Raw genomic sequence first — 21,291 nt, 5'->3', positions numbered from 1 at the left:
TACAACTTTGCCAAACAACTCAAAGCCTTGAAGTTCAAAACACCCTATGAAGCAATTCAGGAACTCTGGAAATCAAAGCCAGAAGCCTTTATCGTCAAACCGCACCATCACATGCTGGGACCAAACACCTAGTCTTTCTCGGGACGTCCCAATGCAGATGGAACATGCGGCACGACAGCGGGCAGCATGTTCCATCGCAGTGGGGGTTAGATCATCTGCTTTCGTAACCGGCTTTTATGCGGCCAAGCACCAACTCTTATTCCTCTATGTCGACTTTCTCGAAGCGATGTGACCCGAGTGGCTCCATGACGTAATTCTTCACGTTCTTGGACATCGGCAACACGACTGTCGAATGCGCAAGCGGAACCCATGGAGCCTGATCGATGACGATTGCCTGTGCCTCCTGATAAAGCTTGGTTCGCTCATCCTTGTTCGAGCTCACCCTCGCCTTCTGCAGAATATCTTCCAGTGGCTTGTAGCACCAATTGGCATTGTTGCTTCCGCCGACGCCAGAGCAACTGAAGAAATAGCTGAGCAGGTTGTCGGGATCACCATTATCGCTGGTGCCTCCAAGCACAACAGCCCCATCACGATCCTTGTCGCGAGCCTTCTTGAGATATTCACCCCATTCATAGGAGACGATCTCTACACCGACGCCGACCTTGGCAAGGTCCGCTTGCATAAGCTCAGCCGCACGCCGCGCATTTGGCATATAGGGACGGCTGACCGGCATCGCCCAGATTTTCATCTTGAGGTCTTTGACACCCGCATCGTCGAAGAGCTTCTTTGCTCCATCAGGGTCGTAGCTATATCCCTTTATATCGCCGTTATAGCCCCACATGCTGGGTGGCAGAACGCTTTGAGCGACCTGGCCCATGCCCTGATAGACAGCTTCCACGATTGCCTTTCTATCAATGGCCATGTTCAGGGCGCGCCGTACTTCCACCTTATCGAATGGGGCTGCCAGCGTGTTCATGGCGAGATAGGCCACGTTCAGTCCCGGCTGTTCCATCACAGTAAGGTTCGGATCGGCTTTCAGCCGCGCGACATCTGCCGGAGCGGGATAAGCGGCGATATGACACTCACCCGCCTGAAGTTTCTGCATACGGGTGGCAGGGTCCGTGGTGATCACGAAGATCAGATTATCAATTTTGGGCGCACCGCCCCAATATTCTGCATTTGCAGCAAAGCGGATTGCGGCATTGGTCTGATAATCCACGAAACGAAAAGGACCGGTGCCTACCGGCTTGCGGTCGAGATCCTCGCGCTGCCCGGCTTTCGCTAATTGCTCGGCATATTCAGCCGACATGATCGAGCCGAAGTTAAGAGCGAGCTTCGCCAGAAGAGATGCATCCGGCTGGTTGAGAACGAACTTGACGGTATGGTCATCGACTTTGACGACTTCCTTGATAATCACCGGCATGTCCATGGCATTGAACATTTCCCAGCCTGCGCCGACGAAATAATTGTTCCATGGATGCTGCTTGTCGAGCTGGCGATTATAGGTGAACAGGACGTCGTCCGCGTTGAATTCACGGGTGGGCGTGAAGCTGTCAGTAGAATGGAACTTCACCCCCTGGCGCAACTTCAACGTATATTCGAGATTGTCGTCAGAAATGGTCCAGCTTTCTGCGAGGCCCGGAACAACGTCGGTCGTGCCGCTTTCGAACTCTGTCAGCCGGTCGTAGATCGTTTCGGCAGAAGCGTCCCATGTGCTGTTCGTCGTGTAGAGCGCTGCATCGAAGCCCTCCGGCGCGCCCTCAGAACAATAGACCAGCGTCTTTGCCATTGCCGGCGCAAGCGCTACGCTGGAAAATGCTGCCGCCGCCAATAGTGACAGCAGAGTTTTGCGCGTTGTTTTCGACTTCATTGTCATTTTTGTTCCCACAATCGTGTTTTCTTTTCGAGTTGCATTTTGCCGGGCAAGTTAGTCAGCTCGACCTTCTGTTGTTGCGAGGCCGCGTCCAGGTGTCCAAACGGAATCCGGTCTGGTCCAGAGCACATCATTGCGGATCAGTTTCACGAGTTCACCTGCATGAAGATCAAGGAACCGCTCTCCCTTTTCGGCCGTGGCGCTACGCGGATCTCCCCATGTTCCGGTAACCGGCGCACGCTCCGCAAAGGAATAGAAACGCGAAACGTCTGCCGGTACATCGACAGGATGCTGCTGGTTGCCGAATGCCTGTCCGAACTTGTCCGTCTTTACGGCATCACCGGCAATCGCCAGCATGACGGAAGCCTCCCCTTCACAGGCGTGATGGGGTCCATTATCGACCTCAAAGATTTCTCGTGCTTCGTCGCCTGCCAGCATCCACGGTGTGGTGGCGACGATTGGCATCGCAAATTCAACAGCCAGTTCGCGGACAGCGACTGAAAGCGGATCGATATTGCCGCCATGACCATTGACAATCAGGAGACGCGAAAAGCCGAGCGTCTTCAATGATCTGGCTATGCATCGGATGACACGGCTGAATGTATCGTAGTCAAGCGTGATAGTGCCGCCAAATGGCAGGTGATGTTCGCTCATACCAAGCCATTGTCCAGGGAGAACAGCGATGGGAACCTCGTCGGCCACGAGACGCGCGGCGCGAATGGCGGCCGCCGAAGCGCTCACCGTGTCCGTAATGACCGGCAGGTGGGGACCATGCTGCTCAAGCGATCCGACAGGTAGAACAGCAAGGGCGCCTGGCTTGCCTGCAATCTCCCGCAGGACCGGTGCGGTCATGCGTGCCCATTCAACTTCCTTCGTCATGTTCAGTCCTCTTTCATATAATTCCAGATGAAGTTTGAGCGCCGACGTCACCACCTTCAGGTCTGATGGCCTCGGGCCTCGATCGACAAAGTTCGTGTTCGTCCGTCCGATTGTCGCAGGGCGACCTGATCGAATTGGGCGATAACTGCGCAGGAATGATTGGGAAAGATACGAACGCGGCTACCGACAGGCGGCGGCGTATCACCGAAGCGAACGAACCCGTGTTCTTCAGAAAGACGTTCGATTTCCCACATCTTTGACGTGTCGTCCCCTACATTCACAGCTAGTCCAAAGCCGCCGCTGCCCGAGCCGTGTGCACCAAGGTCGGATGAGAGGGATTTGGAGCCTGCATCGACAATGAAATGATGGTCGTTGTGAGCGACAACGGTGGCAATGATGGAGAGCGCGATGTTATCGCCCGATGCTATGCCAAGGCGAAGCGCCGTGCGGTCAAGGAAAGCGTAGTTTCCAGGCCGTATCTCGGTTATCCCAGACGGGATAGGCGCACCGAGGCAAGTCGGTGTAGAGCCGACGGATATTGCGGGAACTTCGACGCCCGCCTCCTTTAACTGTTCTGCGAGCTGGAGGAGGGTTTGTGCTTCCGCATTGGCAATATTTGTCAGTTCTTCGGCGGACTTGTTGCCATAGGCATGGCCTGCATGAGAAAAAAGGCCTGCAAATGCGAGATAAGGGTGTTGTGCAATCTTTTGAGCCAGCACAATCGCTGCAGGGTCCTGCGGCTTGACGCCGACGCGCCCGAGGCCGACATCAACTTTCAGAAAAACGCCAAGCTTTACGTCATGTGCTTTTGCGGCAGCACCAATCGCCTGGATGCCTATCTCGTGAGCGGCGATAAATGACAGCTCGGTATCGCGAATCTGCGCACCCCGTATCAGATGACTGACCAAATCCGGCCTGACGACAGGATAAGCGAGGGTCACAGAGGGAATGCCGCCCTCAACAAAGACCAGCGCCTCATCCGGCTTGGACGCTGTGACGCCGATTGCGCCAAGCTGAAGCTGCTGTTTGGCAATCGTGAGGCTCTTGTGCGTCTTGATATGAGGCCGCAGCGACACCCCAGCTCTGTCCGCCTTCTGCTGCATCTCCTTCAGGTTACGTAGCAGCCGATCTTCGTCGATTTCTACGTAAGGTGTCTGAATGTCGGCCGGGGATGGACGGTTGAATGTGTTAATTGCCACCGCTGGTTCAGTCAAAGTTATCTCCGGCAATCTGACTGGCTGCAAGCATCATGCCCGCCAGTTCGTTCCACTGTACCCGAAGGTCGTTGAAACAGATTTGCACAGCCGAGACAGGCAATCAAATTATTTTCTTATAAGAAAATAATTTCCCTAAAATGCCGATAGGGATTCAGCCTTAACTGAAGGCATCAATCCGCTTTGAATTTGATGGTTTGCGTATTGACCAGCGTGGAAACCAGTTCCGTTTCGGGCGTTGAACAGACGCACAGGATCTGGGCGGGCTCTTCACTCACGCTTAGATAACCGTGGCCAGTCATCGCATCAAAATAGGCGGAATCGCCTTTCTTGAGACGAAGAGGTGCATAAATTTCTGAATGAAGTTCCAGTTCACCCTCAAGCACATAGATGAATTCCTCGCCCTTGTGCCGGATGAGCGGCCCAAAATCCTCAAGTGTTCGGGCGTGCGCTACAGCGAGGATCGGGACCATCGCCTTCTTGTAGATCTCCGTGCAGAGATAGAGATAGTCGTAGTTCTGCGTGATGATCGAACGGCCTTCGCCGGACTTGGTGAATGTACGCCGGCCCATCACATTTGAAAGTTCATCCGGGGTGGCCACGGCACCAAAAAGCTCTGCAATATCGACACTGATGCCCTGAGCGAGCTGGATAAGCCGGTCATATGTGAGCTGCATCTGGTTGTTCTCAACCTTGGAAAGGGTCGATACGGCAAGCCCGGTCATCGCGCTTACTTCTGCAAGGGTCCAATGGTTGCGGCTTCGAATGTCTCTCAGGATATCGCCGAGGCTGGATTTCGCATCATTCATCGTCGACGTCTCCCATTCGCTTGATCTCAAAACCCGTGACATCCGGATCAGCTCTGTTTCAAGAGGTGAAATTGCGTCGCCAACGTAAGCGCGTAATTTACATCTCGCTATAAAGCAACATGATGCCCTACTGAGCCAGTGGATCGGCAACTTTTGGCCAGTAAGATTTTTCCAGTTTTGTGAAAGGCAAATCTTCGAAACGTGGTTGTAGCGCACCGGGAGCGCCAACATAGAGTATCTCGCCCGCAATAGGTTCGAAACCAGCCCGGAAATGGTTACTCGATTTCACCACGACAATCTTCTTTTTCGAGGGATCAAGTCCCAGCCCTGTCATGCATTCGGGGTGAAATGTCTGCGTGCGGATCGTATTCAGCACAATATCGATACTCCCCGCGCTGACCCAGACGGCATCGCCGATACCAAGCGGCGTCGGACCAAACCGTTGCGTAATGTCCGAAGCAATCCGCCGGACTGTAACCGTCAGATCCAGCGGCGCGCCCGACACTTCACCGACCTTGCCCCCAATCCTCAACGCGAGGGTGGCCCCTTCTCCGGCTTCCCGGCACATCCGCACGGCGATCGGGTCCCAGTAAAGACATGAGGCAACGTCTTCAATTCCGCGTTCAATAATGCGCCGCAGAATAAAAGTGGAATCGCCCGGCGCCCCGCCGCCGGCATTGTCTGAAACGTCGGCCAATACAACGGGACCATTTTTCGCTTCAAGCGCACGGTCGAGCGCCTCGTCAACGGACAGGTATGCACCGCGCATTTGCTCACGTGCACCGTATATCTCCCGACCGAAGCTTTCGGCGATACGAGCAGCCTTCTGCTGATCTGCGTCGGTGACAACGAGCATCTTCGCCCCGACATCCGCAACGTCACCCCAGGGAAAACCGTGGCCGAAGGAAACAGCCAGTACGCCATCGTTCCCTTCCATCGCTTTCATACGGTCCACAATCCCCCGCAACGGTTCCCGGTGCGGGTGAAAAATGCTGATGAGACGGCAATCATAGACCGCCATGACAGGCTCGACTTCACCCAAGAGCGTGCGCTCCAATATCGCAAAGAGCTGACGGGCTACAATCTCAATATCGGTATGCGGATATTCCTTGTAAGTTACGATCATCGTTGCATTGTCGGTCATGCACTCGGTGATATGGCAATGCAGGTCCAGCTCGACGGCTATCGGAACATGAGCGCCAACAAGGCCACGTATACGGGAGATGAGGTCTCCTTCAACATCATCATAACCGTCCGCAACGCAGGCACCATGAAGCGCAAGCATGACGGCGTCGACCGGCATTGCCGTCTCGAGATCATCAAGAATTGTTTTACGGAAATGTTCATAAACGGAGCGGGTGGTTTTGCCGCCGGGCTCAGCCACGGCACAAAGACTTTCGACGACGCTCCAACCCTTCTCTTGCGCTGCATCACGCCAGACGGAAAGCTGCGATGAACAGCAGTTAAGCGGTTTCGACGTGGCATCGCCATAGGCAATCAGGTTTTCAGAGAAGGCTTGGAAACCTGTCTGCATCGGCGAAAACGTGTTCGTTTCGGTATCCAGCCCCGCGATGAAAAGCTTCATTGCAATCTCTTCTTCGTTAAAAGGAATTTTCCGATAAAAGAAATATATTTATTGTTGGAAAGTCAAACGGGTTTTCGAGAGCTTTGTTCGTGCACGAATATGCCGATGCGGGCAGGCTGACGGTGTGGTCAGAACCTGGCACTTCGCCAAGTCTGTTATCCATCCTTATGAGCGATATTTATCTGGACCAGAATTTGAGCTTGTCCAATCCGAAGGCGGTGATGGCTGGGTGGCATCGCCCCGACAGGCGTAGCGATGGTGTCGGACTCATAACAGGCATGATGAAATCGCGCGGTATACTTGATATCGGTATCCATACATTATTTTTCTTGGTACATATTTTCAAAACAACGGAACACCGATATATCTTGATAGTACATCTTAAAATCACTGTAGCATTTATGAAATAAATATTCAGCGGCTTGTGGATTTATGATTTGCGTTGAGGGGCAAAGGTGGAAGGGGACATCCTTGAGGTCAGGACTGCTGGATTTTGGAAGTGGTAGTCACACTGGAACGGCCTGCCATCCTGGCGGATGCCTGACCAAATGGCGAAGGACGTTTGCATCCGCCGCAGGTCTTTACAGCTCAGTCGCAATTCTGGCGACGGCTGGAGCAATTGCGCCGGTTCTGGCTCCATCTTCGTGGACAGGCATTGTTGATGCGGCATGGGCCGCATGTACCGTCCAACCGGACAACAGCTACCTTTGCTCGGGTGTTTCCACCGGCGAGAATATCTTGGATTCCGGTCCATTGACGATTATTGCTGACGGCACATTCAACGCCGACAATCCGGGCGGAACGGGCGTGCAGATCGAAGCATTCGATGGCGGGATCAACTTCACGCAACAAAGCGGCAGTACGATCACCGGCTCTTCATCGGGCATCTATTCCGTTTCGAATACTTCCGGCACTCAAGATCTTTTCATTTCGGGAGATGTAACTGGTAGTGGTGATGCTGCCGTTTGGGCGGTCAACCAATCGCCCGCGACAGATGTATCGGTTACACAGACCGCCGGAAGCACAATCACCGGTTATACACATGGTATCCGCATAGATAATTATGGTGCTGGAGCGGCGACAGTTACGACCGCTGGCATGATCGTGCAAACGCAGACAGGAGCAGCCAACTACGATACCTATGGCGTTTACGCCTATAATGCCGCGACCGCGACCAATATCACCCTTATCCAAACGGCAGGATCGATCTCCGGCAATTGGTTCGGGATGTTTGCCAACAATTATGGGACAGGCTCGACGACAATCCGCAGTGCCGGCGACGTTAAAGCGATCGAACGAGCAGGCATTCGGGCTTACAACGCCAGCACAGCTAAGGATATAATTGTAGATCAGGCTGCGGGAAAGATTCAGGGCGGCACTTACGGCGTTTATGTCGATAATGGGGGAACGGGTTCGACTACCGTTACCTTGGCGGGCACGGTCACGGCATCTGGTGCCTTTGGCGTCTTTTCCAATAATGGCAGCGGAGCCACCGATCTGTCTGTGAACCAGACGGGCGGCACAATCACGGGCTCGTTTTATGGCATATACGCAACAAATCAAGGGACGGGAGCAACGACCGTAACCGTATCGGGTGATGTGACCGGTACGGGTGCCGTTGGTGTTGCAGCCATTGGCGATGTGAATACAACCGGCGTCATGGTGAGACAGACGGCTGGTTCTATTACAGGTGCGACAGGTATTCAGCTTTCAAACAACGGTGCGGGCCCGTCATTAGTCAGCGTCGCAACAAAAGTAAGCGCTGGTGCCGGTGCGGGTATCCATACGTTGGCTGTAAACGGTGCAACGATCAACATTGCGTCTTCAGCTACGCTTACCGCATCGTCTGGAGTTGCTATCCGGGATGGGGGCGTTGTGGGTGCCCCGACCGCATCCGACGCGATCGGAGGCAATGTCGTCGTGAACAGTGCTGGTACTGTTACCGGCGATGCGATCCTGGGTCTCGGCGGCGACGTGTTCAATTTGAACGGCGGGATTTATACCGGTAATATTTACGGTGACGACCGGGATGATGCGCAAAGCAGCGATGGCATTGCCAACCATGAGGGCAATGACACGTTCAACTGGACAGCCGGCAAACTGACCGGCGGGTTTTATGGCCAGGACGGTTCCGATACCGCAACGGTGAGTGCATCGACCTATGACGGATCTCAGATTCTTGACGGTGGTGATGATACGTCCATTGCCGATGGCATGATCGATGTGCTGACGCTCAAAGGAGTGACGGCGACCACCAATGGCGGCAAGGTCACAAACTGGGAAGTTGTCACTCTGGATGCGGCTAATCTGTCGATCGATGACGGCGCGTGGCATGTCGGGGAACCCGATGAAGAAACGACCGGCGTGTTCCTGACGAACGGATCGACGCTGGACAGTATGGCGTCGCTCGACTTTAACGGCAATTTGACGATCGATCCCACATCGGCGTTCATTGGCACTGGCGCCGGCACTGGCATTTATTCTTTCAGCGGCGATGCGACGAATGCCGGAACGATCACTACGGCGGACGACGCGGCAGGCGACTTGTTGCTGATCGGTGGCAACTATGTGGGTAATGGCGGACAAATACTGTTCGACGTCGTCCTTGGTGACGATACTTCAAAGACAGATATGGCCGTCATCAATGGCAATACGTCTGGCACCACGAATGTAGGCGTCAACAATGTCGGCGGAACGGGTGCGGCAACCAATGAGGGTATCCGCATCATCGAGGTAAACGGTGCTTCCAACGGTTCGTTCTCGCTTATTGGCGATTACTCGGTGGGCGGCAAGCCTGCCGTCGTTGGCGGCGCCTATGCCTATCAGCTTTACAAGGGCGGCACTTCAACACCGAATGACGGCAACTGGTATCTGCGTTCAGAACTGAAGCCTGTCTCCGGGCCTTCAACGACGCCTACCGTGCCGCTTTATCAGGCTGGCGTCCCGTCCTACGAAGCCTATCCACAGGCATTGCTCGGCCTCAACGGCGTCCCGACCCTGCAACAACGTGTCGGCAATCGCTTCTGGGCCGGTAACGGCAACAAGGTTGTCGTGCAGGGGGCCGACCCGGTCGGCACATCGCCCTATGCTGCCCCCGAAGAAGCCAGCGTCGCGATTGAAGGAAATGGCGTATGGGGTCGGATCGAAGGCGCGCATAACAGCACCGAACCGCGTTTCTCGACGTCGGCCACGGATTATGACCAGAATATTTTCAAGATTCAGGCCGGTATCGACGGTTTGCTGAGCGAAACCGAACAGGGCAAGCTCATTGGCGGGATCACAGTCCATTACGCTCATGGCAAAACAGAAGCCAGCTCGATCTACGGCGATGGTGAGATCAGCTCCGATGGCTACGGTCTCGGCGGCACACTGACCTGGTACGGCGAGAACGGCTTTTATCTTGATGGTCAGGGACAGGTGACCTGGTATATGAGCGACCTGAGCTCTGCCCTTGCCCGCACGAGCCTCACCGATGACAATGACGGCTTCGGCTATACGTTGTCCTTGGAAGGTGGCAAGCGCATTGCCATCGATTCCGCCTGGTCCGTAACCCCACAGGCTCAACTGGTCTATTCCAACGTCGACTTCGATGCGTTTACCGATGCATTCGGTGCCCGTGTCAGCCTCGACCGTGGTGAGAGTCTGCAAGGTCGTCTCGGTCTGACACTCGATCACGAAAACTCATGGCAAAATGACAACGGTACGCTTAACCGCACCCACGTCTATGGCATTGCCAACCTCTACTACGAGTTTCTTGAAGGAACGAGAGTCGATGTCTCCGGCACGAGCTTTGCCAGCCGCAATGATCGTGTTTGGGGCGGGGTCGGCGTCGGCGGAACCTATAACTGGGATGACGACAAATACTCGATTTACGGAGAGGGTCTTGTCAACACCAGCCTCAACAACTTCGGCGACAGCTATTCCGTCAAAGGTCAGGCGGGATTCCGCATGAAATGGTAAAACGACCAAGTCAATAGATCGCAGCGGCATAGTTGCCGCTCGTGCATTTTTGGTAGATTTTTGATAGTAAACGTGGGGATGCGAACATGAAACGATTAACGTCGGCGGCCTTTCTTATATTTGCAGTGATGCTTTCGTCGGTCGCATATGCCGATCTGAAAGGGGCAGACCGCAAACTGAATGATCTCTATAGCCAGGTCATCAACTCTCTACCTGCCTCAAATCAGACGCAGCTCAAGGAAAGCCAGCGCAATTGGATCAAGTATCGCGATAGTGAGTGCCGGTATCAGCAAGTAAACTACGCAATCATGGTCTCAGAAGCCGACTGCAAGGAAGCTCTGACTCGTCAGAGGATCGGTCTCCTGAGCCAGCAGTTGGGTTGGCTGAAGAAGGTCGGCCAGAAGGACGAGGCCGGCACGGCAGTCGATTGCAAGCAGGAGATTGGTGCGAAAGCGGCAAACATTCTCGTCAACCAGTGTAAAGACATTTCACCTGCTACGAACCCGCCATGTAATGCGAGCAATTCATGCGATTTGATCCGGGACGAAATCAAGCGGGGCTGCAGCATGGTTGGAGATAAAAAGCCAGCTTACTGCCAGTAGAATGATCTTTGATCCGCCTGCGGGAAGGTTCGAGCATATCTCCCGAAAGTGGCACTTATTGCAAAGTGCCACTTCGCTTTTTCGGGAAACAGCGAGGCAAGCATCAACTTGTAAGCCTGCTGGCTTCAGCACATCCTCGCAAATTTGCTATTGGCGTCAAAAGGGTAGCTATTCTCGTCAATTGCATCGGAATAGACCGTTATATCCATTTGTTTGGGGCACGATGCAAAGCCGAAACTTTCGTACCGTGGGGAACAGGCCTTCACCATTCCCGGCATGTCCTTAGTCACTCCCAAACAGCTCCCTCCAATGCATCCAGCGGAAATTTCAGGTAGCGCTTGCCGTTGGCTTCCGGCTCAGGCAGTCGCCCGCCGCATATGTTTACCTGTAGCGCATGCAGGATCAGCTTTGGCATTGGCAGCGTATTGTCTCGCTTGGTTCGTAAGGTAACGAAGGCCTCTTCCGTCACCCCAGCAAGATGCGGGTTGAACTTTTTCTGGTCCGTTACAGTGCTTTCCCAGCGTGGCGTACGGCCGCCCGGCTGATAATCATGCCCGGTGAATATCCGCGTCTCGTCAGGAAGTGCGAGGATGTCCTGGATCGACTTCCACAAAGCTCTCGCATCGCCGCCGGGAAAATCGGCGCGTGCCGTACCGCCGTCAGGCATGAAGATTGTGTCATGCACAAAGGCGGCATCGCCAACCACGTAAGTGATGGAGGCAAGCGTATGCCCCGGAGAGAACAGAACCCTGGCATCAATGGAACCGATCTTGAACGTCTCGCCATCGGCAAACAGCCGATCCCATTGTGAGCCATCGGTGGCAAGCCCGGGCCAGTTATATATCCCCTTCCACAGCTTCTGGACATCGATTACATGCTCACCTATCGCTGTTTTTGCACCAGTTCTCTCCTTCAGATACTGGGCTGCAGAAAAATGATCCGCATGTGGATGGGTGTCGAGAATCCATTCAACAGTCAGGCTGTTTTCGCGGACGTAATCGAGAATTGCATCGGCATTGATCGTCGCCGTTGACCCCGACTTTTCATCAAAGTCGAGAACGGGGTCCACTATTGCGCACATACCGGTTGCCGGATCGGACACCACGTACTGAACGCTGGAGGTTCGCTTGTCGAAAAATCCTTTTACCCGCGGGCGAAGGTCAGCAAAGCGTTCAAGCCATGCTGCGGCAGCACTGGTATCAAAGCCGTGCCGGTGCCCGAAGGGTATGACTTCCTCGACGGACATGCGCCCGTCCAATACTTCGCCGATCAGATGAAGGCTGAGCGAGCGCATACCCGTCTTGCAATGAGCAAGCACGGGGCCTTCAGATTTTCCGACCGCCGTCTGAAATGCACGCACATCAGCTTCAGTGATCGCGCTCATAGTGACCGGAATGAACGCGTAGGAAAAATCATATTGACGGGCGGTATCGTATTCGGCCTTGTTTCCGGGCTGGTCTGCATCCTCGCCGTCAGGACGGTTGTTGATGAGTGTTTTGAAGCCGCTGCGATGCAGCGAACCGAGTTCTTCCCGGCTTAGTTGCGAAGATACCGACAGCTTCCCGGATATTGCAGTGATGGGCATTTTTGCCTCCAAAATATCATTATACAATATATAATAATGTATAATGATTGCTTTTTCAAGCGTGCTTCGCGAGGTTTGCTTTCACAGCTTTCATGGAAATTTTTCGAGAGACGGAGCGTAGGCCGCCTCAGAACACGGCAACGCCCTGAAGAGAATTGATCCTAGTCACTGTGAGGCGGGGCAATGCACTTTATAGTTCGTTCAATCTGTACGCTGGGGAGACGCTAAAGATGCGGTTTTCAGGTGAAGATCGATCAAAGACAATCCTTTTGATTTTTGCCTTCTGCGGACTTGTTATCGGGCTCGGCCTGCACTTCTCCGGCTACTCATACGGCGCGCGGCTAGCCTGGACTATTGCCACTTTGCCTGTGCTGGCGACTTTGCTCGTCGAAATTCTCCGGAGTTTATGGCGAAAGGAGTTCGGGCTGGATATCGTCGCGGCGATGTCGATGACGGCCGCGCTGGCATTCGGGGAAATGCTGGCGGCTTCGATCGTCGCCCTCATGTATACTGGGGGAGCCTTTCTTGAAAGCTTTGCCGAAGGGCGGGCACGCCGTGAGATGCATGCCTTGCTGTCCCGTGCGCCGCGAACGACAATGCGTTATATCGATGACCATCTCGAAGAGATTGCCGTGGATACGGTTCGTCCGGGTGACCGCCTCCTGATCCGTCAAGGGGATGTCATTCCCGTTGATGGGCGTATCGCCTCCGCAAAGGCCTTCGTAAACACGTCTGCGCTCACGGGAGAGTCACTTCCGGTTTCGCTTGCGTCGGGAGCGGATGTGCTGAGCGGCTCGATGAATGCCGGCGATGCTTTCGATATCGTTGCCAAGCACGAAGCGAAGGATAGCACCTACGCTGGCATCGTTCGCCTCGTGGAAGAAGCACAGCATTCCAAGGCTCCAATGTCGAGACTGGCAGACCAGTGGTCTGTCGGCTTTCTGATCGTGACCGTCATAATCGCCTTCGGAGCATGGTGGTTCACGGGAGACCCGATAAGGTCGGTCGCCGTTCTCGTCGTGGCGACACCATGTCCTCTCATTCTGGCGGTGCCCGTCGCTCTTGTTGCGGGACTGTCGCGTTCGGCTCATTTCGGGGTGTTGGTGAAAGGCTCCCGTCCATTGGAGAATATGGCCCGTATCAATACATTGGTGCTGGACAAGACCGGAACGCTGACCGACGGTCGTCCGCAAATCACCTCAATCCACCTTGAGCCGGGATTCAGTGAAAACGAGGTATTGCGGTTCGCTGCTTCCCTTGACCAGGTGTCCAAACACCCTATGGCACAGGCCCTTGTACTGGCCGCTCAGGGGCGCGGTATAAATCTTGTATTGCCGACTGACGTCAGCGAACTGGCCGGGGATGGAGTGGCTGGCCGGGTCGATGGCAAAAGCGTCATTGTCGGCGGGCACAGCTTCGTTGAGAGACAAGCCAATGCAAAGCTGGTCGAAATCCCCAATACGGAAGCCGGAGCAGTCTTGGTTGCAGTCGCAATAGACGGCAGGCTTGCGGGCTATATCGTCATGGCCGATCCGTTGCGCAGCGATGTGGTCGATACGTTACGCGGTATACGCAAAGACGGCGTGAGGCGCATAGTGCTGGCGACAGGCGATCGTGCTGCGGTGGCCAGGCGCATCACCAAGGGCTTGGGGCTTGACGCCATCTACTCCGAACTTTCACCCGATCAAAAAGTGCTGACCGTACTCAGCGAGCGCAAGAACGGTGCTGTGATGATGGTCGGAGACGGCGTCAACGACGCGCCCGCACTTGCCGCGGCTGATGTCGGCGTTGCGATGGGTGCAAGGGGAGCGGCAGCGTCGGCTGAGGCAGCCGACGTCGTTCTTCTCGTTGACAGGATAGACAGGCTTCGCACCGGGATGGAGATTGCGAAGCGGTCAAGGCGCATTGCGATCGAAAGTGTTGTGGTGGGGATCGGCCTTTCCGTGATCGCCATGATCGCAGCAGCGTTCGGTTATCTGTTACCTGTCCAGGGTGCATTGCTGCAGGAAGTGATTGATGTCGCTGTTATCCTCAATGCGCTCCGGGCGTTGAGAATCTCTCCGACCATCCAAGCGCAGGCTGCACCAGGCAGCCGCCTTGAAGGACAAGCCCGGTGAGCAAGGCCTGCGATACGCCGCAGAACCAATGACCGTTCCACGACGGTAACGATCAATCTCAGAGAACTTCGCCGCCGTCTATAACCAATGCGAGCCCCGTTACGAAAGCCGACTGCGGCGAAGCAAGATATACGATACCGGCTGCAATTTCTTCAGGCGACGCCCAGCGCCCCATCGGTATTGTTTCCGAAACGTAGTTTTCAAGCGCTGCCCTCCCCCCCATCTGCTGTTCGAAGCCAGCATTGAAAGGCGTATCGACAAATCCCGGACAAAGCGCATTGAACCGGATGTTCTCCCGCGCATAGTCAGCCGCCATCTGCCGTACCATCGCCACGGCTGCATGCTTGGTGGTGGCATAGGAAATCATGCCGCGATCATACTGGCATCCGGAATTGGAGGCAGTAATAATCACCGATCCCCCGCCCTGCGTCCGCATTGGCGCAAGCGCGGCCTGCGCCACAACAAAATGCGAACGCACATTGAGCGCCCACGCCAAGTCCATTTGATCGGGTGTCACTTCCTCAAGTTTTCCGGCGATCTGAATGCCGACGTGAGAATGCACGATATCGAGCCTGCCATGGCGTGCGGCGACACCAGCAACAGTTTCAGTGATCGCGGCATCGTCACGCGCATCAAGTGCCGCGCTTTCGGCCTGCCCGCCATTGGCTCGGATCACTTCTGCCGTTGCTTCCGCAAGTTCGGCGCGCAGATCCGTGACCATAACGGTTGCGCCCTCTGCCGCCATGGCGATTGCGCCGGCGCGGCCGATACCCGATCCGGCGCCTGTGACAAGGGCAACCCGGCCCTCAAGACAAGAATTCATGATTTTTTCCCTAGAATGATCGCGGAGAACAGGAGGAAGGCAGGCGCTTGAAATGCTTTTGGCATCTAATGACCTGCCGGTTTCCCGCGCCGGAGAATGATTTGTGCGAAGACAAGCAGCAGCAGAGAGAACACCATTACCATCGTGCCGATGGCATTGATCTCCGGCGTCACTCCGCGACGGATTGACGAAAAGATGTAGATCGGAAGGGTCGTTTCTGGCCCGGCAACGAAGAAAGCAATGATGAAATCATCGAAACTGAAGGTGAAACTCAGAAGAAAGCCAGCCATTATCGCAGGCGTCAGCATTGGCAGGGTCACTTGCCGAAAGGTACCGATTGGCCCTGCACCAAGATCGAACGAAGCTTCCAGCAATGAACGATCCATGCCGTCGATACGGGCGCGCACCAGAATGATGACGAGGGACATGGTGAACAGCACATGCGCCGCTATGAGCGAGCCATATCCCAAAGAGAGCTTCAAACCCGTCACCGCCTGAAGCCAGGGATTGACGGTGTTGAATACGGTTACCAGCGCGATCAGCGTTGCGATACCGATGACGATGCCGGGGATCATCACCGCGATGTAGATCATGGCGTCGAAGAGAACCCGCAATTTTCCTTTCAGGCCTGTCAATGCAATGGCAGCCATCGTGCCAAGCAGGCAAGACAGGAACGCCGAAGTCAGCGCCACTGATGCCGAAGTCTTGAGAGCATCGATAACGAACGGATTGTCGAGCGCCTTGGAATACCATTGCGTCGAGAAACCCTGAAGCTGGCTCGCCGACCTGCCTGCGGAAAAGCTGAACAGCGCGATAATCCCGATGGGAAGATAGAGGAACAGATAAATTGCAAAAGCATAGATGCGCATGGCTTCCTCACATCAAACTGACATCGTCGCGCGCTGTCCCCATCAGGCGCAGGAAACGCATGTAAAGAGAGACGACAAGCAACATGATCGCGACCAGCGTTATCGATACGGCGGAGCCGAACGCCCAGTTACGCGACTGCAGGAAAAGGTCGACCAGCGCATTTCCGACGAAGAAGACATTGCCACCACCCAGCATCTGCGGGATGAGATATTCACCCATGAGCAGAATGAAGACGAGCATCGAGCCGGTTGCCACGCCGGGGAGCGACAAAGGCAGGGTGATTTGCAGGAAGCGCCGCCAGGGTGGAGTTCCAAGATCGTCTGCCGCTTCCAACAGCCGCCGGTCGAGCTTATCGAGGCTCACATAGATCGGGAAGAACATCAGCGGCAGATAACCGTAGACGATGCCCACCAGAACGGCGAAAGGCGTATTGATCAGGCGGAACTCACCGAGCCCGAATGCCGAAAGCAATTGGGGGATGCCTCGTCCGCCGAGAAGAAATATCCACGCATATGAGCGGATCAGGATCGAGGTCCAGAATGGCACAATCACCAATACCAGCAGCAATGTTCGCCACTGCTTGCCGACCCGCAAGGCAAGATAATAGGCCAGCGGGTAAGCGATCAGCAGCGCAGCGACGGTGCCGATGGGGGCCAGCGTCAATGTGTTGCGGAATGCGGCCCAGCGACTTCCCAGATTGGCGTATTGCGCAAGGGTGAAAGCCGGCTCGTAACCGCCAGCTGCCCCGCGTTCCCCGAAGGAATAAACGAGGACGACCGCCAGCGGCAGCACAAGGAGCGCCGCGTACCATAGGCCCGCCGGCCCCAGCAGGAGCCAGCGCATTTTTCGCTGAGACAGTGCCATTGTGTCCGTCCGTTATGCCGATTTGAAGCGGGCGATAAGCTCCGCGCGGTTTGGATCGGTCAAGGTGACCGCCGCCCCGAACTCCAGTGTCGACAGAAGTTCCGCCGCCGGATGAAGGATCGGATCATTGCGCATTTCTTCCGGCACCAGAGCTTCGACGCGCGCGTCAGGCACCGGATAACCATGGAAAAGTTCCTCGCGCGCATTGACCGAAGGGTCGAGCAGGAAGTTCAGCAAGGCGTAAGCGCCTTCGCGATTGGGCGCGCTGGTCGGAATGGTATAGAAATCGGACCAGATTTCGCCGCCTTCCTTTCCGAGCGTGTAATGGATTTCCGGCAGATCGCGATTCATCTGTTTCGCATCTCCGGTCCAGCACATCGTCAGCCAGGCATCGCCGTTGCGCATGGAGGGCTGATAGTCGGAGGTGATGGCAAAGAGATGCGGCTTCACCTCGATCAGCAGTTTCTCTGCATCGGCCAATTCCTTCGGATCGACGGAATTGAACGAGTAGCCGTAATATTTCAGGGCATTTCCGATAGCGGTCAGCTGATAGTCGTGGATAATTGTGCGACCTGAAAAGTCGGTTTTGGTCCGGTCGAAAAAATCCTTCCAGCTGGTGAAAGGTGTCTTCGCCTTGTTGCTGTCCCAGGCCATACCCGTTGTGCCCCATAGTTTTGGGATACCGTAGAGCTTGCCGTCGACAGTGCCGGGCGTTGCGAAACGCGCCTCGAAGGATTCGGCGTTGTAGTTGGGTATTTTTGTCAGATCGAGTGGCTCGATCATCTTGCTGTCGGCATAGGTGCTGATAGCGTAGTTCGTGGCGACCACAATATCCCAGCCTGCTCCACCGGCCTGCAGCTTGGCGAACATTTCCTCGTTTGAACCGAAAACATTCACCTGCACCGCTGCGCCGGTCGCTTTCTGGAATGCCGCCAAATTGTCGGGGTCCTGATAATTCGGCCATGTTGCGATCGAAACCCGGTCACCAATGTCGCCTGCCCACGCACGCGATGGTAAAAGCCCCGGCAATGCACTTGCCATAACAGCTGTCGCAGCGCCAAGCCCGGTCACGCCAAGAAAATGGCGGCGCGTAACGGAGCCCTTCTGGTACCGACGGAGTTCCTCCATGAATGCCTGCCGGGAAACCGGCGTATCTTTCTTCGTCATTTTATCCCTCTCTTTTATTATTTGTGGACAGCACTTGGCATTGTAAATCGCACCCAACCTGAGGCACGATCCCGATGTAGCTCCCGTAGAACCTCTATTCACTCCCAAGGATCAGGCCTGTTCCGTGATCCCAGACAAGGTGAGCCGTAGAACCCACATCAACACCCGGTAATGCGCGTTCGGCCTGCCTTGGCACCAGAACCTGCAACGATCCAAGAACCGGATGGGTGAGCAAGAATTCAATGTGTTCGCCAAGGAAGATCTTGTTTGCGACCTGCACTTCAATCGCCATCTCCCCTTCCGCTGGTGAAACGGTCAGGCGCAGCGCTTCCGGTCGGATCATGATGTCGACGGCCGCTCCCGGCGCCACACCAAAGGCGGCCTCAACCACGACCTTATGACCCGTGGCCAAGCTTACCGTCACATGATCATCGTCAATATGCTCAACTTTCCCGGCGAGAATATTGGCGCGCCCCACGAAGTTGGCGACATAACGATTAGCCGGGCGATCATAGAGTTCCCGTGGCGTCCCGATCTGCGCAATACGACCATTGCCCATGATGCAGATGCGGTCGGACATCGACAGTGCTTCTTGCTGGTCATGCGTGACCAGCACAAAAGTTATGCCCAGCTTGCGTTGCAAGGACAAAAGTTCAAGCTGCATCTCTGTCCGCAGTTTAGCGTCCAGTGCTGCCATCGGTTCGTCGAGCAACAATATTTTGGGTTCGTTCACGATAGCGCGGGCCAGCGCCACACGCTGTTGCTGTCCACCCGACATTTCCCATATCCGCCGTCCACCGAAATCGGCAAGACGAACGGTTTCCAGCGCCTTCGCGACGCGAAGGTCGATATCGGACTTTGCCAGTCTCGGGCGGCGCTGTCTTAGTCCGTAACCCACATTCTGTGCCACTGTCATATGGGGAAAGAGGGCGTAGCTCTGGAACACCATGTTGACGGGACGCTTATAGGCCGGTGTCGTGCCGACCTCTGACCCGTCGATCAATATTTCGCCTTCGCTTGGTTGTTCGAAACCGGCGAGCATTCTCAGCGCAGTTGTTTTTCCGCAGCCCGATGGCCCCAAAAAAGAAAGGAACTCCCCCCGCCGGATTTGCAGATTCAGCTGACTGGCCGCAAGCACGGCGCCATAACGCTTGGTGGTGCCGACAAATTCCGCAACTGTGTCGCCGCTTCGACCAACTGAAGCCTCGGTAGCGTATACCATCAAAATATATTCCCCTAGAGAGCTTTGCCTGCAGCGGCATATCCCTTATTTTTGAAAAAACATATAAAAATACTCGATATGTGTATATATCACAAAAGGCATATAGACGGAGATTCCTGATGAACTGGACGCTGGCCTCTGCACGGGTCATCGATGCGTTGCACCAACCGCAATTTGCGGCGGCGCTGATCGAAGCGATCCGCACGGTCGTGCCCTTCGAGCATACAGTCACCTTTGCATATTGCGGCAACCGGCGTCCCATCGCCCTGCATTCAGAATTCCCCGTATGGAAACACAAGGTCATGGTCGAGGACTATCAGGAAGGGCCTTATCTCCTCGATCCATTTTACCTGCAATCGTCCCGGACCGGTGATCCCCGCCTCGTGCGACTGCGGGATATGGCGCCCGACCGTTTCTATCAGGGAGAATATTTCCGCAACTACTATGTCCAGACGGAACTGGCCGAAGAGATCGGGTTCATGCTCAATATTGAGCCAAATGTCGGTATCGTCATTTCCGCCATGCGAACCTCGAAGCCATTTTCGGCACATGAGTTTCGCAAGCTTGGGGAACTGGTTCCATTCATCGGTGCGGTCGGACGGCACAATTGGGCAGATTTGCCAAAGCAATTCACCCAGGCCCCGCAGCCAACGGAAACAGATAATCTTTCAAAGATCATCCAGCATGCATTTTGCGATCTGGGGCGTCAGATTTTAACCGCCCGTGAGGTGGAGGTAACAGAATACATTTTGAAGGGCTATTCAGCCGAAGCGACGGCACGTGCTTTAGGAATATCATGCGGAACCGTGCGCATCCATCGACGCAACATATACGGCAAACTCCATATCAATTCGCAAGGAGAATTGTTCTCGCGATTTATCGGCGCAATGGCTCAATCGGATTACTAGTGGTCTTTTTGATTCCGACATTTGCTTTGCGCTCATATCCGGGGATGCAAATGTCGGAAGCAGACCGCCGGAGCGCCACGCGTCCAACTGGAGGCACAAAGGTCGTTCCAGTTTATTGAATCTATACATCGCGCTTTCCGGAACTCGACCCTGATTTTTGAGCCGATGCCACGGAGCGCTTCCGGCCCCAAACTGCAAAGCGTCCATATGGGGAACCCGGCATTCGATCGAGAGCAGCGCGCTCCCGACGTCCATATATTCCGGCTCAGCTATTATATTGAAAAATATGCTTCATACCCAGCATACTAAAGTCAAATCGACTTTAGATTTCGTCAGGGTGACGGTCAAAATTCTAATTCTGGGAGGAGTATATGGCGTCGGTGTTCGACCTGCCCTGAAGATGCGGGCCACACCATTTCCATGTCCTAACGCTACCCTGATTTGGTTAAGAAATCTACCCTCGGAAAGACATCACCGAAAAAATCAATCAGGCTCGCCGTGCATTTATCCAAGCCTTGAGTATCTTTACCGCAAAGCAAAAGAGCTCCGCAGCCGAAACGGAACCGCGCCGGACGGCCCTCTCCTCTTTTTATCCCCAAAGAGAAAATGCGCCCACTTCCTGGCGCTCTTCCCAAGCCTCCACAGTTTGGTCACGAGAATAATTTCTGGCGCCGTCGGTCGTACGAGGCCCCTCACATATCTTTCCGGCAATCAATTGGATGAAAGAAGCACTTCAATTCTGGCTCTGCCGAAGTTTTGCTGAAGCCATGCCGCCTTCGGTGCCAGCCGGCTTATCAGGCGACCCGAAGCGGA

The 21,291-nt window shown here is 54.9% G+C and carries 15 protein-coding genes and 1 pseudogene; 5 read left to right on the top strand and 11 right to left on the bottom strand.

Annotated features, from left to right (window positions below; genetic code table 11):
- Nucleotides 1-132, top strand: a pseudogene (locus F9K91_RS23415) (IS481 family transposase); the annotation flags it as partial.
- Nucleotides 133-256: 124 nt separating this feature from the next.
- Here the strand turns inward: F9K91_RS23415 and F9K91_RS23410 are convergent.
- The 5 genes from F9K91_RS23410 to F9K91_RS23390 form a co-directional block, all read right to left on the bottom strand.
- Nucleotides 257-1,870, bottom strand: a complete 1,614-nt coding sequence (locus F9K91_RS23410; RefSeq protein ID WP_151678874.1) for an ABC transporter substrate-binding protein — start codon at nucleotides 1,868-1,870, stop codon at nucleotides 257-259.
- Between the two features lie 57 nt (nucleotides 1,871-1,927).
- A complete protein-coding gene (locus tag F9K91_RS23405; RefSeq protein ID WP_061347499.1) occupies nucleotides 1,928-2,752 on the bottom strand; it encodes a creatininase family protein in 825 nt (274 codons plus the stop codon).
- Between the two features lie 56 nt (nucleotides 2,753-2,808).
- Entirely contained in the window at nucleotides 2,809-3,966 is a 1,158-nt protein-coding gene (locus F9K91_RS23400; protein WP_235913413.1) for an alanine racemase, read from the bottom strand.
- Nucleotides 3,967-4,139: 173 nt separating this feature from the next.
- Entirely contained in the window at nucleotides 4,140-4,775 is a 636-nt protein-coding gene (locus F9K91_RS23395) for a helix-turn-helix domain-containing protein (RefSeq protein ID WP_061347501.1), read from the bottom strand.
- Nucleotides 4,776-4,902: 127 nt separating this feature from the next.
- Nucleotides 4,903-6,360, bottom strand: coding sequence for a M81 family metallopeptidase (locus tag F9K91_RS23390; protein ID WP_151653189.1), 1,458 nt, complete (start codon nucleotides 6,358-6,360; stop codon nucleotides 4,903-4,905).
- Between the two features lie 471 nt (nucleotides 6,361-6,831).
- Here F9K91_RS23390 and F9K91_RS23385 point away from each other — a divergent pair, with 471 nt between their 5' ends.
- Both F9K91_RS23385 and F9K91_RS23380 read left to right on the top strand, forming a co-directional pair.
- Nucleotides 6,832-10,320, top strand: coding sequence for an autotransporter outer membrane beta-barrel domain-containing protein (locus F9K91_RS23385; RefSeq protein ID WP_235913411.1), 3,489 nt, complete (start codon nucleotides 6,832-6,834; stop codon nucleotides 10,318-10,320).
- 86 nt (nucleotides 10,321-10,406) lie between these two features.
- A complete protein-coding gene (locus F9K91_RS23380; RefSeq protein WP_235913409.1) occupies nucleotides 10,407-10,922 on the top strand; it encodes a lysozyme inhibitor LprI family protein in 516 nt (171 codons plus the stop codon).
- A 286-nt stretch (nucleotides 10,923-11,208) separates the two neighbouring features.
- On the opposite strand, the gene blh is transcribed toward F9K91_RS23380, so the two are convergent.
- Entirely contained in the window at nucleotides 11,209-12,507 is a 1,299-nt protein-coding gene (blh, locus tag F9K91_RS23375; protein ID WP_151678872.1) for a bifunctional sulfur transferase/dioxygenase Blh, read from the bottom strand.
- Nucleotides 12,508-12,737: 230 nt separating this feature from the next.
- Here blh and F9K91_RS23370 point away from each other — a divergent pair, with 230 nt between their 5' ends.
- Nucleotides 12,738-14,624 carry a heavy metal translocating P-type ATPase gene (locus F9K91_RS23370; protein ID WP_151678871.1) on the top strand — a complete coding sequence of 629 codons (1,887 nt, stop codon included), beginning with the start codon at nucleotides 12,738-12,740 and terminating at the stop codon, nucleotides 14,622-14,624.
- 58 nt (nucleotides 14,625-14,682) lie between these two features.
- On the opposite strand, the gene F9K91_RS23365 is transcribed toward F9K91_RS23370, so the two are convergent.
- The 5 genes from F9K91_RS23365 to F9K91_RS23345 all read right to left on the bottom strand — a co-directional run bounded on the left by F9K91_RS23365 (nucleotide 14,683) and on the right by F9K91_RS23345 (nucleotide 19,570).
- Nucleotides 14,683-15,447 carry an SDR family NAD(P)-dependent oxidoreductase gene (locus tag F9K91_RS23365; RefSeq protein WP_151678870.1) on the bottom strand — a complete coding sequence of 255 codons (765 nt, stop codon included), beginning with the start codon at nucleotides 15,445-15,447 and terminating at the stop codon, nucleotides 14,683-14,685.
- Nucleotides 15,448-15,512: 65 nt separating this feature from the next.
- Nucleotides 15,513-16,316 (bottom strand): ABC transporter permease, encoded by an 804-nt coding sequence (locus tag F9K91_RS23360; RefSeq protein WP_151556831.1) that lies wholly within the window; start codon nucleotides 16,314-16,316, stop codon nucleotides 15,513-15,515.
- Between the two features lie 7 nt (nucleotides 16,317-16,323).
- Nucleotides 16,324-17,181 carry an ABC transporter permease gene (locus F9K91_RS23355; RefSeq protein ID WP_151678869.1) on the bottom strand — a complete coding sequence of 286 codons (858 nt, stop codon included), beginning with the start codon at nucleotides 17,179-17,181 and terminating at the stop codon, nucleotides 16,324-16,326.
- A gap of 12 nt (nucleotides 17,182-17,193) precedes the next feature.
- The gene (locus F9K91_RS23350; protein WP_151678868.1) at nucleotides 17,194-18,348 is read right to left on the bottom strand and encodes an ABC transporter substrate-binding protein; all 1,155 of its coding nucleotides are present in this window, start codon (nucleotides 18,346-18,348) and stop codon (nucleotides 17,194-17,196) included.
- Nucleotides 18,349-18,442: 94 nt separating this feature from the next.
- Nucleotides 18,443-19,570 carry an ABC transporter ATP-binding protein gene (locus F9K91_RS23345; protein ID WP_151678867.1) on the bottom strand — a complete coding sequence of 376 codons (1,128 nt, stop codon included), beginning with the start codon at nucleotides 19,568-19,570 and terminating at the stop codon, nucleotides 18,443-18,445.
- A 119-nt stretch (nucleotides 19,571-19,689) separates the two neighbouring features.
- Between F9K91_RS23345 and F9K91_RS23340 the strand changes: the two genes are divergently transcribed.
- Complete coding sequence (locus tag F9K91_RS23340) at nucleotides 19,690-20,478, top strand: response regulator transcription factor (RefSeq protein WP_151678866.1); 789 nt, start codon at nucleotides 19,690-19,692, stop codon at nucleotides 20,476-20,478.
- The last annotated feature ends 813 nt before the right edge of the window (nucleotides 20,479-21,291 follow it).

It is taken from the genome of Brucella tritici (genome assembly GCF_008932295.1).
Classification (GTDB): domain Bacteria; phylum Pseudomonadota; class Alphaproteobacteria; order Rhizobiales; family Rhizobiaceae; genus Brucella; species Brucella tritici.
This window is presented reverse-complemented; position numbering and strand designations above follow the sequence as displayed.